Source organism: Plantibacter sp. AC185 (assembly GCF_979258065.1).
Map to the genome: position 1 here is coordinate 3,483,428 of NZ_OZ409831.1, position 13,046 is coordinate 3,496,473.

General features: G+C 72.7%; 12 protein-coding genes. 11 read left to right on the plus strand and 1 reads right to left on the minus strand.

Annotated features, from left to right (window positions below):
* Positions 1 to 44: 44 nt before the first annotated feature.
* Positions 45 to 815: a DeoR/GlpR family DNA-binding transcription regulator gene (locus tag ACZZZB_RS16315; protein ID WP_463530256.1), complete on the minus strand. Its 771-nt coding sequence runs from the start codon at positions 813 to 815 to the stop codon at positions 45 to 47.
* A gap of 132 nt (positions 816 to 947) precedes the next feature.
* Between ACZZZB_RS16315 and ACZZZB_RS16320 the strand changes: the two genes are divergently transcribed.
* From ACZZZB_RS16320 to ACZZZB_RS16370, 11 genes are all read left to right on the plus strand, one after another.
* Positions 948 to 2,537, plus strand: coding sequence for an FGGY-family carbohydrate kinase (locus tag ACZZZB_RS16320; RefSeq protein ID WP_229938949.1), 1,590 nt, complete (start codon positions 948 to 950; stop codon positions 2,535 to 2,537).
* Positions 2,534 to 3,319: a DeoR/GlpR family DNA-binding transcription regulator gene (locus tag ACZZZB_RS16325; protein WP_229938950.1), complete on the plus strand. Its 786-nt coding sequence runs from the start codon at positions 2,534 to 2,536 to the stop codon at positions 3,317 to 3,319. Before ACZZZB_RS16320 ends, ACZZZB_RS16325 begins: the two co-directional genes overlap by 4 nt.
* Positions 3,316 to 4,320 (plus strand): 1-phosphofructokinase family hexose kinase, encoded by a 1,005-nt coding sequence (locus tag ACZZZB_RS16330; protein WP_463530257.1) that lies wholly within the window; start codon positions 3,316 to 3,318, stop codon positions 4,318 to 4,320. Before ACZZZB_RS16325 ends, ACZZZB_RS16330 begins: the two co-directional genes overlap by 4 nt.
* Positions 4,317 to 5,804, plus strand: coding sequence for a rhamnulokinase (locus ACZZZB_RS16335; RefSeq protein WP_229938952.1), 1,488 nt, complete (start codon positions 4,317 to 4,319; stop codon positions 5,802 to 5,804). Before ACZZZB_RS16330 ends, ACZZZB_RS16335 begins: the two co-directional genes overlap by 4 nt.
* Positions 5,801 to 6,643, plus strand: a complete 843-nt coding sequence (locus ACZZZB_RS16340) for a class II aldolase/adducin family protein (protein ID WP_137243454.1) — start codon at positions 5,801 to 5,803, stop codon at positions 6,641 to 6,643. The genes ACZZZB_RS16335 and ACZZZB_RS16340 overlap by 4 nt, the downstream gene beginning before the upstream one ends.
* Complete coding sequence (locus ACZZZB_RS16345) at positions 6,640 to 7,386, plus strand: SDR family oxidoreductase (protein ID WP_463530258.1); 747 nt, start codon at positions 6,640 to 6,642, stop codon at positions 7,384 to 7,386. Before ACZZZB_RS16340 ends, ACZZZB_RS16345 begins: the two co-directional genes overlap by 4 nt.
* Positions 7,387 to 7,443: 57 nt before the next feature.
* Complete coding sequence (locus ACZZZB_RS16350; RefSeq protein WP_463530259.1) at positions 7,444 to 8,211, plus strand: SDR family oxidoreductase; 768 nt, start codon at positions 7,444 to 7,446, stop codon at positions 8,209 to 8,211.
* Positions 8,212 to 8,275: 64 nt separating this feature from the next.
* Positions 8,276 to 9,331 carry a DUF4432 family protein gene (locus ACZZZB_RS16355; protein ID WP_463530260.1) on the plus strand — a complete coding sequence of 352 codons (1,056 nt, stop codon included), beginning with the start codon at positions 8,276 to 8,278 and terminating at the stop codon, positions 9,329 to 9,331.
* Between the two features lie 159 nt (positions 9,332 to 9,490).
* Positions 9,491 to 10,900 carry an FGGY-family carbohydrate kinase gene (locus ACZZZB_RS16360; protein ID WP_463530261.1) on the plus strand — a complete coding sequence of 470 codons (1,410 nt, stop codon included), beginning with the start codon at positions 9,491 to 9,493 and terminating at the stop codon, positions 10,898 to 10,900.
* Between the two features lie 88 nt (positions 10,901 to 10,988).
* Positions 10,989 to 11,909, plus strand: a complete 921-nt coding sequence (locus tag ACZZZB_RS16365; RefSeq protein WP_197479028.1) for a hypothetical protein — start codon at positions 10,989 to 10,991, stop codon at positions 11,907 to 11,909.
* 87 nt (positions 11,910 to 11,996) lie between these two features.
* Positions 11,997 to 12,986: a LacI family DNA-binding transcriptional regulator gene (locus ACZZZB_RS16370; RefSeq protein ID WP_191941509.1), complete on the plus strand. Its 990-nt coding sequence runs from the start codon at positions 11,997 to 11,999 to the stop codon at positions 12,984 to 12,986.
* The last annotated feature ends 60 nt before the right edge of the window (positions 12,987 to 13,046 follow it).

Sequence of the window (13,046 nt, forward strand, 5' to 3'; positions counted from 1 at the left end):
TCGGGGTGCACGTGGGACGATCGGCCCGGTGCCGGTGGGGTTGGTCAGGTGGTGGCCAGCAGCAGTTCGGGACCGCTGTCGGCGAGCGCGTCGACGGTGTCCGGGTCGAGCCCGTCGTCGGTCACGATCTGGTCGAACTCGTCGAGTCCCGCGGCTCGGTGGAACGAGGTGGTGCCGAACTTCGCGGCGGTGACGGCGAGGATGCGTCGTCGGGCGATGCCGAGCATCGCCCGCTTCACCTCGGCCTCCTCGGGCAGGGTCGTCGTGGCGCCCGAGGTGAGCCCCACCCCGTTGGCGCCGAGGACGGCGACGTCTGCGTGGAGCCCCGACAGCCGTTCGACGGTCCACGCACCGACGGTCGCCTGGGTGACGGCGCGGACCCGCCCGGGCAGGGCGAGCACGGTGAGTCGCGGCCGGCCACCGAGCAGGGCGACGATCGGCAGGCTGTTCGTCACCACGAGGAGTCGGCTGGTGTGGGGGAGGAGCGCGGCGACCTCGAGGGTCATCGCACCGGAGTCGAGGAGGACGACCCCTTCCTCGGGGAGCTGCTCGACGACGAGCCGGGCGACGGCGGCGCGCTCGATGCGCTCGCCCTCGCGGCGTCGTTGGAGGCTGGGCTCGAACGCGGGTCGCCGGGCGAGGACCGCGCCACCGTGGTGGCGGCGGATGAGCCCCTGTCGCTCGAGGACGGCGAGGTCGCGACGGATGGTCTCCGGTGTGACGCCGAGTCGGCTGCTCAGCTCGGCGACCGACAGGGCGCCGTCGCCGTCGCGGGCACCCGCGAGGATCGCGGCGTGACGCTCTGCTGGGTACATGACTGCTCCGTCCGGTCCGGCCAGCGTATCCGAATCTGTCCGATATCCCTTCCGATTCGGTGGGATCGGTGCGAAGATCAACATGATCGGGCGCACCCGACGACGACGATGACGACGAACGGAAGGCCGCCGATGGCTGAGCACGGGCCGCACAGCGCACCCCACGAGTCGGGGTCGCGGTTCCTGCTCGGGATCGACGTCGGGCAGACCGCCGTCAAGGCCGTCCTGCACGACGAGCGGTTGCTGCCGGTCGCGGTCGCTCGGCGCGCGAGCCCCGTCGACCGCCCGGTCGCCCGGCACGCCGAGCGGTCGCAGGACGCCCTGTGGGCCGCGGTCGCCGATGCGGTGTCGGAGGTGATGGCGACCTCGGGTGTCGACCCGACCCTGGTCGCCGCCGTCGGGATCACCGGCCACGGCGACGGCCTGCACCTCGTGACCGCCGAGGGAGCGCCGGTCGGCCCGGCCATCACGGCGATGGACTCCCGGGCGCACGTCGAGGCCGCCGAACTCGCGGCTGACCCGGACCGGCTGCGCGTGGTGCTCGAACGCTCCGGACAGCTGCCGACGCCGGGCGCCGCCGGCAACCTCCTCCGCTGGTTGCTCCGCCACGACCCGGAGCGTGTCGAGCAGGCAGACGCGATGCTCTTCTGCAAGGACGTGGTCCGCCTGCGGCTCACCGGCGAGATCTCCACCGACTACTCCGACGCCTGCGCCTCCTTCCTGGACGTCGGGACCGCCACCTGGAGCGCCGAGGTCCTCGACGCTTACGGCCTGCCCGCCGAACTGCTCCGTCTGCTGCCGCCGATCAACCCGAGCGGCACGATCGTCGGGTCGGTGCTGCCGGCGGCCGCCGCGGTCACGGGCCTCGTCGCCGGGACACCGGTCGTGTCGGGACTCCACGACGTGCAGGCCTCGTCGATCGGCATGGGAGCGCTCGTCCCCGGGCGGCTCGCCCTCGTGGCCGGCTCGTTCAGCACCAACGGCGTGACGACGACCCAGCCCGACGTGGACCCGCGGTGGCAGTCCCGCCTCTCGATCACCCCGGACCTGCGGATCGCGATGTCGACCTCGGCGACGGCATCGCCCTCCTTCGACTGGACGCTCCGGCTCCTGGGCGTGACCGACGCCACCGGCCGCGACGCGCTGATCGCCGAGGCCGCAGCACTCCCTCCGGAGGAGCAGGTGCCGCTCGTCCTGCCCTTCCAATCGGACTCCCCGCTCGGTGCCGAAGCGTCGGCCACCCTCGCCGGCGTCCGCGACTGGCACACCCGGGCACACGTCCTGCGCGGAGCCCTCGAGGGCATCGTGCTCATGCACCGCTGGCACACCCGTGCGCTCGGCGAACGGTTCCGGTGGGACGAGCCGATCGTCCTCGGCGGCGGCCTCGCGCGGTCACCGCTGTACGTACAACTCGTGGCCAACGCGCTACGAGCACCCGTGACGGTCGTCGACTCCGAGGAGGCCGGAGCTCTCGGCGCAGCGATCGTCGCCGGGGTCGCCACCGGACTGCTGCCGTCGGTGGAACAAGCCCAGCGCGACGTCGTCCGACACGCACCCGCCGTCCTGCCGACGGACGCCTCGGCCGCGTACTGGGCCGGGGTCGGAACCGCGTTCGACGAGCTCGTCGAGGCCATCGGCCCCTGGTGGCGACGGCGGGCCGAGGAGTCGAGCCCGGACGCTTCGGCGTCCGAACGCGACGACCGCGCCGGGGTTGAACGATGAGCGCGTCCATCGGAGGCCGCGGGACGGCCACGTCCAGCCCTGTGGACGACCGGCGTCGGCAGATCCTCACCCGACTCGACCAGGACGGGCGGGTCGAGGTCGGCGTGCTCGCAGTGGACCTCGGCGTGACCGAGGAGACGATCCGGCGCGACCTCCGCGTCCTCGAACTCGACGGACGCCTCCGACGCGCGCACGGCGGGGCGGTGCGGGTCGACCTCGACCCGGGCCAGGACTCCGGGGTGTCCGGTGCGCTCGCGGCGCAAGCGCTGACCGTGGTCGACCCGGGTTCAGCGGTCTTCCTCGGCGCGGGCTCGGCCTGCGAGGCGCTCGCCGCGGGTCTCGCCACGACCGCCGGGACCGTCATCGTGACCGCTTCGGTGCCGGTGGCGTTGGCCGCGGCCGCTGCCGAGGAATCGGCCGTCGTCCACCTCGTCGGCGGGACGGCGGACGGGCGCGGCGTCCTCACCGGCGCCTGGGCGCGCGAGCAGCTCGCCGGCCTCCGCCTCGACGTCGCGGTCGTCGAGCCGCTCGGTGTCTCCGCGGACGGCCGACTGCTCCATGCCTCGCCGGAGGAGGCCGCGGTCGTCGCTTCGGCGGTCGAGCTGGCCTCCACGACGATCCTCCTGGGCGACCCGGCGACGTTCGGCGCAGACGGCCTCGCGGCCTCCGTCCCGGCCGCTCGTCTCGACGTGGCGGTGGTGCATCAGGGCGTCGACGAACCGACCCTCGACGCCCTCCTCGCGACCGGCGTCCGCGTCGAGACGGTCGGGGCGGACGCATGAGCGGCATCGTCACGGTCACGCCGGCGGCCGCGATCGACCAGACCTACCGCGTCGACGGGCTGCGACTCGGCGACGTCAACCGGGCGGTGGGCGTGTCCACCGAGCTGAGCGGCAAGGGCGTCAATGTCGCGCGGGCGGTCACCCTCTCTCGGCTCCCGGTCCGTGCGGTGGTGCCGATGGGTGCGGACGGACGGATCCTCGCCGACGACCCGGCACTCCGGACGTTGCTCGCCGTGGTCCCGACCGACGGTCGGACGCGCGTGAACACGACCATCCTGGACGCCGCGACCGGCACGACCAAGATCAACGAACCGGCGATCCCGCTGCGCGCCGAGGACTGGGCCGCCGTCGTCGCGACCGCCGGGGCCGAGATCGACCGGATCGGCGCGGACTGGCTCGTCCTCTCCGGCACGATCCCGACGGTCCAGGGCGGTACCGGCCTCGTCGACATCCTCCAGTTGCTCCGGCAGGCGGGTGACCGGGGAGCGCGCGTGGCCGTCGACACCGCCGGTGCGGCGCTCGAGACCGCCGTCGCGAACCTCGACCTCGTCCACCTGCTCAAGCCGAACGCGCACGAGCTCGCCGAGCTCACCGGCCGTGAGCTGCTGGCGATCGGTGATGTCGCCTCCGCCGCCGACGAACTGCACCGTGCCGGCTGCGACCTCGTCTACGTGAGCATGGGGGCCGACGGAGCGCTCCTCCGCACGGCGGCGGGCTTGTGGCACGCGCACGTCGCAGCCACGGTCGTGAACACGGCCGGTGCCGGCGACGCCTCGTTGGCCGGATTCCTCGTCGGACTCCACGGCGAGGACGGACGGGACGATCCGGCGGCGGCGGTCGCATCGGCCGCCGCGTGGGGTGCACTCGCCGTGTCGAGCGCGACGACCATCCTCACCTCCCTCGAGGCGCTCACCACACCGGTCGCCGTCCAGAACCCCGACCCGACGACGCCGCTGAGCGAACCGGCCACGCCGCCACGCGACGAAGCGACGACGCCATGATCGATCAGGCCGTTCCACGCTTCCACGCCGCCGTGGACCTCGGCGCGTCGAGCGGTCGCGTCATGCTCGGGCGCTGGGCCGACGGCCGCTTGGAACTCACCGAGGTACACCGGTTCCCGAACGGCCCGATCACGCAGGACGGTCGACTCCGGTGGGATGCGGAGCGCCTGTTCGAGGAGACCATCGTCGGGCTCGCGGAGGCCGTCCGGATCGCAGCGGCCGCCGGCGGCGTGCTCGACGGGATCGGGGTCGACAGCTGGGGCGTCGACATCGCACTCGTGGGGGTCGGCACCGGTACGGCGTTCCCGACCGTGCTGCATCACCGCGGCGCCGACGCCGATGGACCGGCCCGTGCCGCCGTGCTCGTCGACGCCGCGACGGCCTACGCGGTGACCGGCGTGCTGGAGCAGACCATCAACACCTCGTACCAGCTGCGGTCCCGCGCCGAGGAGCTCGACGCGCGCCGAGCCGACGGCGATCGCCCGACCGTGTTGCTCGTCCCGGACCTCTGGGTGTGGCTGCTCACCGGCGTTGTCGGAGCGGAGCGCACGATCGCCTCGACGACGCAGCTGCTCGATCAGGGGACCGGTGACTGGGCGGCGGAGCTCATCCGTCGCTGGGGTCTCGACGGATTCGACTTCCCGCCGGTGGTCGCACCGGGGACGGTCGCCGGCCCGACGACGCCGGCGGTCACGGCGCGTCTCGGGTCGAGCGTGCCGATCCCCGTCCACCGCGTCGCGGAGCACGACACTGCGTCCGCGCTCGCCTTCGCCTGCCCGGACGGTGCGGAGCTCCTCGTCTCGAGTGGCAGCTGGTCCCTCGTGGGGGTATGTCTGCCGGCGCCGGTGCTCACCGAGCACGCGCGGACCGCCGGCTTCACGAACGAGGCCGGTGTCTCCGGATCCTCCCTGCTCCTCCGCAACCTGGCGGGGATGTGGCTGCTCACCGAGTGCGCCCGCGCCTGGTCCGCCGAGGACGGGAGCGCGGTCGACCTCGTCGATCTCGTGTCGGCCGTGGCGGAGACGGAACGAGACGCGACCACGGACGTCACGCCCGCCGTGTTCGACGTCGCCGACCCACGGCTGCTCGTCCCGGATGACATGCCGGAACGCATCGCGACGCTCTGCCGGGAGACTGGACAGCGTCCACCGAGCGGACGGAGCGACACCGTGCGTACCGTGGTCGAGAGCCTCGCGGTGGCGTACGCCGAGACGGTCCGGGCCTGCGAGGCGATCACCGGGGTGACGATCCGTTCGGTCCGCATCGTCGGCGGCGGATCGCGCAACCGGCTCCTGTGCGCCCGCACGGCGGCACGGACCGGTCTTCCGGTCACCGCCGGTCCGGCGGAGGCTTCGGCGCTCGGCAATCTGGCCGTGCAGCTCGTCGCGGCCGGTCACGCGCCGTCGCTCGACGCGGTCTACCGGCACGGCCAGGACGACCACGACGATCACGACGACCACGACCATGAGCGGACACCGACATGACCGACCGCACCGACCAGCCGGAGACCGAGACGGACCTGCTCGACCGCTTCGTCGCCTTCTCGCGCGATCTCGGCCGCCCCGATCGGGCGTGGGCCCTGCTGGCAGAGGGCAACACCTCCCTGCTCCTGACCGACGACGGTGATCCGGCGATGCTCGTGAAGGCGAGCGGCGCGTCCATGGCCGTGGCGACCGCCGACGACGCGGTCCGTCTCGCGCTCGGACCGGTGCTCGACCTCGTCGACTCGCACACGGGCGGGGACGCGGAGGTGGCCGCGCTGTTCGATGCCGCGGCACTCGCCGGCAACGGTCGACGCCCCTCGGTGGAGGCGATCCTCCACGCCGTCTGCCTCGACCTGCCCGGCGTCATCGCGGTCGGCCACACCCATCCCGTGCCGGTCAACGCGCTGCTCTGCTCACCGTCGGCCGACGCCCTGACCCGCGGTTCGCTCTTCCCCGACCAGATCGTGGTCCTCGGCACCGATCCGCTGCTCGTGCCCTACGTCGACCCCGGGCTCGAGCTCGCCCGCACGGTCCGCCGCATGCTGCGCGAGCAGCTCGCCACGACCGGTCGGGTACCGAAGGTCGTGTACCTGCAGAACCACGGGATGTTCGCCCTCGGATCGAGTGCGGCCGAGGTGCTCCGGATCACCGAGATGGCCGTGAAGGTCGCCCAGGTGCTCCTCGGAGCACTCGCCGCCGGCGGGCCGGTGTACCTGAGCGACGAGGCCGTCGCCCGCATCGACACGAGACCCGACGAACTGCTGCGTCGAGCCGCGCTCGCCGCGCAGGAATCAACCACCGACCGCGCCGGGACGGCGCACGGAAGGACCACGACATGAGCCTGTCGACCAGCGCCATCGACCTCACCGAGCAGGTCGCGATCATCACCGGAGCCTCCTCGGGCATCGGCCGGTCCTACACCCAGACGCTCGCCGCTGCCGGGGTGCGCACGGTGCTCGTCGGACGCTCCACCGAGCGACTCTCGGGCGTCGCCGACGCCCTGCCGACACCGAGCGTCTTCCTGGCGGGTGACCTCGCCGACCCCGCCGTGTCCGAGCAGGCCGTCGCCCTGGCGCTCGCCGCCTTCGGACGCCTCGACATCGTCCTCGCCAACGCGGGCCTCTACGTCGGCGGTGACGTCGTCGACACCCCGATGACCGCGATCGAGGAGCTCGTCGGCGTCAACGTCCTCGGAGCGATGGCGACGGTTCGCGCAGCGCTGCCGCACCTCGTCGAGCAGGGCGCGGGCGACGTCCTGGTGACGAGCTCGGTGTCCGGTCACCAGGACATCCACTGGGAGCCCGTCTACTCCGCGACGAAGCACGCCATGCAGTCGTTCGTCCACACCACCCGGCGGAACCTCGTCGGATCCGGGGTGCGGATGGGCGCGGTCGCCCCCGGCGTCGTGCTCAACGAGCTGTGGGGGATCGCCGAGGGGGCTTCCGGGGTGGAGGACCAGATCGCCGCACGCACCGGCATCCGTTCCGAGGACGTCGCCGACGCCGTGCTCTTCATGCTCACGAGACCCCGGCACGTCACCATCCGCGACCTCGTCATCCTGCCCACCGACCAGGAGATCTGAGCGACTCGCGTCGCTCGACGACACCTCCACCAGCCCGCCCCGATCGAAGGACCGCACATGTTCTCTGACCTCCACGGCCGCACGGCCGTCATCACCGGCGGGGCCCGCGGGCTCGGCTACTCGATCGCCACGGCGCTCGCCGCGCAGGGCGTCCAGGTGGCGCTGCTCGACCTGCTGCCGACCGTCCACGAGTCGGCCGAGCGGCTGGCTTCCGAGTACGGCGTCCGCACCTCGGCGCACCCGGTCGACGTCACCGACGCCACCGCCGTCGAGGCCGCCTTCGCCGCTGCCGAGGCCGCGCTCGGCGCGCCGTCGCTGCTCGTGACCGCGGCGGGCATCACCATCTGGGGCGACAGCGTCGACGTGCCGGCGGACACCTGGCGGAAGGTGCTCGCCGTGAACCTCGACGGCACCTTCTTCGCCGCGCAGTCTTTCGCCCGTCGTGCCATCGCGGCGGGCCGGCCCGCCTCGGCGGTCTTCATCTCGTCGATGTCGGCGTTCATCGTGAACCAGCCGCAGTTCCAGGCCTCCTACAATGCCTCGAAGGCGGCGGTCAGCCACCTCGCGTCGTCGCTAGCCGTCGAGTGGGCATCCTCCGGTATCCGCGTCAACGCGATCGCCCCCGGGTACTTCCTCTCGGACATGACCCGCGAGTTCACCGAGGCGAACCCCGACCTCGCCGCCGAGTGGACCGCGGACATCCCGGCGGGCCGGATGGGGCAGCCGGAGGACCTCCACGGGCTCGTCCTGCTGCTCGCTTCCGACGCCTCCTCGTACCTCACGGGCCAGAGCCTCGTCATCGACGGCGGCTACACCGCCCTCTGAGCCGGCCCCACCCGCCGAACCATTCGACCCGACCGCACCGACCGCACCGACCCGAGGACCCGCCATGACGACGACGCCGCCCGAACAGACGCCTGACGACCAGGCCGACCGCGACGCCGTGTGGGGCGCCCGGCGTCGACGCTTCGTCGAAGCCCGATCCGGTGCCGTCGAGCGTGCGTGGGCTCCGCGTGCGGTCCGCGTCGACGACGGGCCGTCGACGGGCCGGCGCCAGATCGAACTGCGCCACCTCGGCGGACTCGAGGTCGCGGTCGAGGTCGACCAGTTCCTCGACCTCGGCGAGGCCTCCTGGAACGGCGAGGTCGTGTCCTTCGTCGCGCCGACGACCGCTCCGCAGGCCGAGAGCTGGGCCCGTCGCTGGCAGGGCGGTCTGCTGACGACCTGCGGGCTCACCGCGGTCGGTGTGGCCGCGGAGGCGGACGGTGGGATGCACGGTCGGGCGCATCGCATCCCGGCGACCCTCACCCGCCGCGAGGGGCGATGGACCGCGGCGGGCCGGTACGAGCTCCTCGTCGACGGTCTGCTCCGCGAGGGCGCCGTCTTCCAGCAGAACCTCACGGTGACCCGCAGCATCCGAGCCGAGGTCGGCGTCGCACGGATCCGTCTGCACGACGTCGTCCGGAACGAGGGGTTCATCGCCGAGCCGGTGCGCCTGCTCTACCACGTGAACCTCGGCTGGCCGGTGCTGCACGGCGGTGCCGTCGTGGCCGCCGAGGCCGATGTCCCCGGCGGGGCGGGGTCCGAACGCCCGGACGATGTTGCCTGGCGGCGGGTGATCGGCGAGCCCGAACCGGCCGCCGACGAGCAGGTCGACGCCCTCGACGCGGTCGCCGGGCCCGACGGCTGGTCCATCGCGACCCTGTCGGGCGAGGCAGGCACGGTCACCGTCCGGTTCCGGCCGGAGCAGCTGCCCTTCCTCACGGTCTGGCGGAGCACGGCCGCGGGGTCGTACGCCCTCGGCATCGAACCCGGAACCTGTTGGCCGAGTCACGCCGCCGGTCCGGATCGCGGGAAGGCCGGCCGGATCGTGGAGCCCGGGGAGTCGTTCGAGGTCGATCTCGAGATCGTGTTCGAGCCGGCGGCGGACGACTTCGGCGACTGAGCCCACCGGCCTCCGCCACCATCAGATACCCGGTTTCCGAAGAATTCACGCTGGGGTATGTCATCGATGACATGAACGAGGTATGCTCGCCATGACATCGATGACATGGAGTCATCGTCGGAAGCCGACACGGACGTCGGAACCTGAACGGACACCGCCGTGCACCCTGCTGCGAACCTCGACTCGACCGCCGTCACCTCCGTGGCCTCGGATCGACTCGTCGCCGGCCTCGACCTCGGCAGCACCGGCGTCAAGATCCTCGTGACCGACGCCGACGGCGCCGAGGTCCTCATCCACCAGCTGCCCACCCCGTGGCTCGCCGGTCCAGGCGGCACGACCGTGATGGAGGCGGCGTCCCTCATCGCCACCGTCCGGGAGCTCCTCGACCACGTCGGCGCGGAACTCGTCGACCGGTTCGGGCCGGCCGCGCGGGTCCGGGCCCTCGCCGTCTCCGGCATGGGGGAGTCCGGGATCGTCCTCGACGCCGTCGGTCGGCCCGTCGCGCCCGCCATCGCCTGGTTCGATCCGCGCGGTGCCGAACAGCTCGCAGCCCTCCCGGCCGAGATCGCCGAGCAGTTCGCCGGTCGGACCGGCCTGCCGCTCGGCGTGCAGGTCTCGGTCATCAAGCTCCTCCACCTTCGTGACGCCGGACTCGACCTCGCCGGAACGCGCTGGCTCAACCTGCCGGAGTACCTCGTCTCGGCCCTCGGCGGCGAGGAGGCAGCCGAGTACTCGCTCTCGTCGCGCACCGGCCTGCTCGACCAGGACACGGGTGAGCCGTGGCCCGAGCTGCTCGACCACCTCGGCGTCGACGCGTCGTTCCTCCCACCGTTCACCGACGCCGGTGCCCCGCTCGGCGCCGCGAGCAGTCCGTGGGTGCCGGCGGTCTTCTCCGGTGCGGCCCTGACCGTCGCCGGCCACGACCACCTCGTGTCGGCCGTCTCCACCGGCTCGTTCCCCGCCGAGCGGCACCACGTGTCGATGGGCACAGCCGAGGTCCTGCTGCGACGCCTCGACGAACCACTCCCGTTCGCCGCCCGGGAGCGGCTCGCCGAGGTGTTCATCAACTGCGTCCGTCACGTCGTGCCGGGCACCTGGGTGCTCGTCGCCGGGGTCAAGACCGGCCTGCTCATGCGTCGCACCCTCCAGCTCGTCGGGGTGACCGACCGCGCAGGGCGCGACCGCCTGGACGACGAGGTCATGGCGCTCCCGGCGGGCGGGCTGCTCGGTGACGGCGACATCTCGGTCGCGGGCGCCCGGAACGACGACGGCGTCCTCAAGCTCACGGTCCGTGCCGACGGCGCGGGACCGGCCGAGATCTTCGAAGCGGTGCTCCGGCACGGCAACGACGAACTCGCCGTGCTCATCGCGGCGATGGACCGCGAGGTCGCCCCGGCCACCTCGGCGCTGCTCACCGGCGGCTGGGCCAGCATGCGGTCCGTGCAACGCGCCCGAGCGGCCGTCCTGCCCGGCGTGCAGGTGTCGCACCGGTCCCAGGACACGGCATACGGCGCAGCCGTCTTCGCCGGGGCCCTCCTCGAACCAGCCACCTCCCGATCACATCCCTGACCGACCGACCACCCGACGACCCAGACCGATCCGCCCCGGCGCGACCGCTGCCGGGATCAGACCCCATCCGAAGCACAAGGAGCACCTCATGAACGCAGTAGCCACCAGGACCAACGAGCTGACGACGCTCGAACGCCGCGCCATGGCCACGATCAGCACCCCGGGCGGCGGCATGCTCATCGTCGCCGGCGACCAGCGCAACGGCATGAAGGCCGTCATGACCGACGCCCCGAACGGCGCGGCCGGCATCAGCCGTGACGAACTCGCCGAGGCCAAGAGCGACCTCGTCCGGTTCCTCGGCAACCACGCACCCGCCATACTCCTCGACCCGGAGGTCGCCCTCCCGCTCGTCGTCGACGAGCGCACCCTCTCCCGCACGACCGGTCTCGTCGTCGGCATGGACTCCTCGGGCTTCGACACCGAGAACGGTCTGCGCCGGACGAAGTACGTCCCCGGCATGGACGCCCGTCGGGTCCGCGAACTCGGTGGCGACGCCGCCAAGATGCTCTTCTACCTGCGCTCCGACCAGCGGGAGGCCGAGCAGGTCGTCATCGACGAGATCGCCCGCCTCGTGGAGGAGTGCACCGCCGAGGGCGTGTTGCTCATCGTCGAGATCCTCGTCTACCAGCTCGACGGCGAGAGCGACGAGGCCTACGCCGAGATCTTCCCCGAGCTCGTGCGCGGCGCCGCGGAGATCTCCGTCGCCGCCGGTTCCAAGGTCCTGAAGCTCCAGTACCCGGGCTCCGCCGAGGCCGCCGCAGCCGTGACCGAGGCCGCCGCCGGTGTGCCGTGGGCCGTGCTCTCCGCCGGCGTCGACCACGAGACCTTCGTCGGCCAGGTCCGCACCGCGGTCGAGAACGGTGCCGGCGGCGCGATGGCCGGTCGTTCGCTGTGGAAGGATAGCCTTTCGATCTCGTCGGCGAAGCGTGAGGAACTGCTCACGAACCGTGCGCTGCCTCGCCTCCGTGAGCTCGAGCAGGTCATCGAGACCGCGCTCGCCGGTCGCTGACGGATCGCGGGCGGCGTCCTCGGTCGCCGCCCGCGAACCAGCCCGATCCGACCACGCCACGCAGGTGGAACCACCCGAGGAGCAGCCATGGCCACGATGCAGGACGTGGCGTCCCTCGCCGGAGTGAGCTCGAAGACGGTCTCCCGCGTGTTCAACGACGACCCGCACGTGCTCCCGGAGACGCGGTCGCGGGTCGAATCGGCCATGCGGGAGCTGAACTACGTCCCGAACGTCCTGGCGCGCACCTTCCGCGCCGGGCGGTCCTCCTCCGTCGGCGTCGCGGTCCCGGACGTCGTCGACCCCTTCTTCGCCGCGGTCGTCCGCGCCGTCGAGGAGGTCTGCTCGGTCTCGGGCATCACCACCCTCGTCACGAGCATCGGCGACGACCCGGCGCGCGAGCGTGCCGTGCTCGACTCGCTGCTCCGGTCACAGCTCATGGGGCTCGTCCTCGCGCCTGTCGCGGAGGACCAGTCGTGGCTCGCGCCGTGGGCCGAGCACACACCCATCGTGTTCGTCGACCGCGCCCCCGGCGGACTCGACGCCGACAGCTTCGTCGAGGACGACCACCGCGGCGCCTACCTCGCGACGAGGCACCTGCTCGAGCACGGGCACACCCGCGTTGCCTTCATCGCCGACTCGGCACACCCGCCGAGCACCCGTCGCCGGCTCGAGGGCTACCGTTCGGCGCTCGCCGAGAGCGGGATCGACCTCGACGACGCCCTCGTCAGCCTCGACGCGACGGATCGCGAACCGGCTGCCGCCGTGGTCGACGGTCTCCTCGCCCTCGCCTCCCCGCCGACGGCCCTGTTCTCGGCGAACGCGCGTGTGACGATGGCGCTCGTCCCAGCGCTGCGCTCACGCGGGATCGCCTCGCTCGGCTTCGGCGACTTCCCGATGGCCGACCAGCTCGATCCGGCCGTCAGCGTCATCGAACAGGACCCGGCACGACTGGGCCGCTTGGCCGCCACCCGGGCGCTCGCCCGCTTCGGCGACGCGGACGGCGAGCACGAGCGCAGCACCGTCGTCCCCGTCGGGCTCCTCCTGCGGGAGTCCTGCGGCTGTCACCTCACCGCGTGATCCCCCGGGCGGCGGATGCGCCCCGCGCCGTCGCTCCGTAGCGTGGGAAGCTGTTCGCGA

What these genes read in the sequence shown, in the direction of transcription:
- ACZZZB_RS16335 (WP_229938952.1), top strand. Translation starts at nt 4,317, where the DNA reads ATGATCGATCAGGCCGTTCCACGCTTCCACGCCGCCGTGGACCTCGGC.
- ACZZZB_RS16350 (WP_463530259.1), top strand. Translation starts at nt 7,444, where the DNA reads ATGTTCTCTGACCTCCACGGCCGCACGGCCGTCATCACCGGCGGGGCC.
- ACZZZB_RS16330 (WP_463530257.1), top strand. Translation starts at nt 3,316, where the DNA reads ATGAGCGGCATCGTCACGGTCACGCCGGCGGCCGCGATCGACCAGACC.
- ACZZZB_RS16355 (WP_463530260.1), top strand. Translation starts at nt 8,276, where the DNA reads ATGACGACGACGCCGCCCGAACAGACGCCTGACGACCAGGCCGACCGC.
- ACZZZB_RS16365 (WP_197479028.1), top strand. Translation starts at nt 10,989, where the DNA reads ATGAACGCAGTAGCCACCAGGACCAACGAGCTGACGACGCTCGAACGC.
- ACZZZB_RS16340 (WP_137243454.1), top strand. Translation starts at nt 5,801, where the DNA reads ATGACCGACCGCACCGACCAGCCGGAGACCGAGACGGACCTGCTCGAC.
- ACZZZB_RS16315 (WP_463530256.1), bottom strand. Translation starts at nt 815, where the DNA reads ATGTACCCAGCAGAGCGTCACGCCGCGATCCTCGCGGGTGCCCGCGAC.
- ACZZZB_RS16325 (WP_229938950.1), top strand. Translation starts at nt 2,534, where the DNA reads ATGAGCGCGTCCATCGGAGGCCGCGGGACGGCCACGTCCAGCCCTGTG.
- ACZZZB_RS16320 (WP_229938949.1), top strand. Translation starts at nt 948, where the DNA reads ATGGCTGAGCACGGGCCGCACAGCGCACCCCACGAGTCGGGGTCGCGG.
- ACZZZB_RS16345 (WP_463530258.1), top strand. Translation starts at nt 6,640, where the DNA reads ATGAGCCTGTCGACCAGCGCCATCGACCTCACCGAGCAGGTCGCGATC.
- ACZZZB_RS16370 (WP_191941509.1), top strand. Translation starts at nt 11,997, where the DNA reads ATGGCCACGATGCAGGACGTGGCGTCCCTCGCCGGAGTGAGCTCGAAG.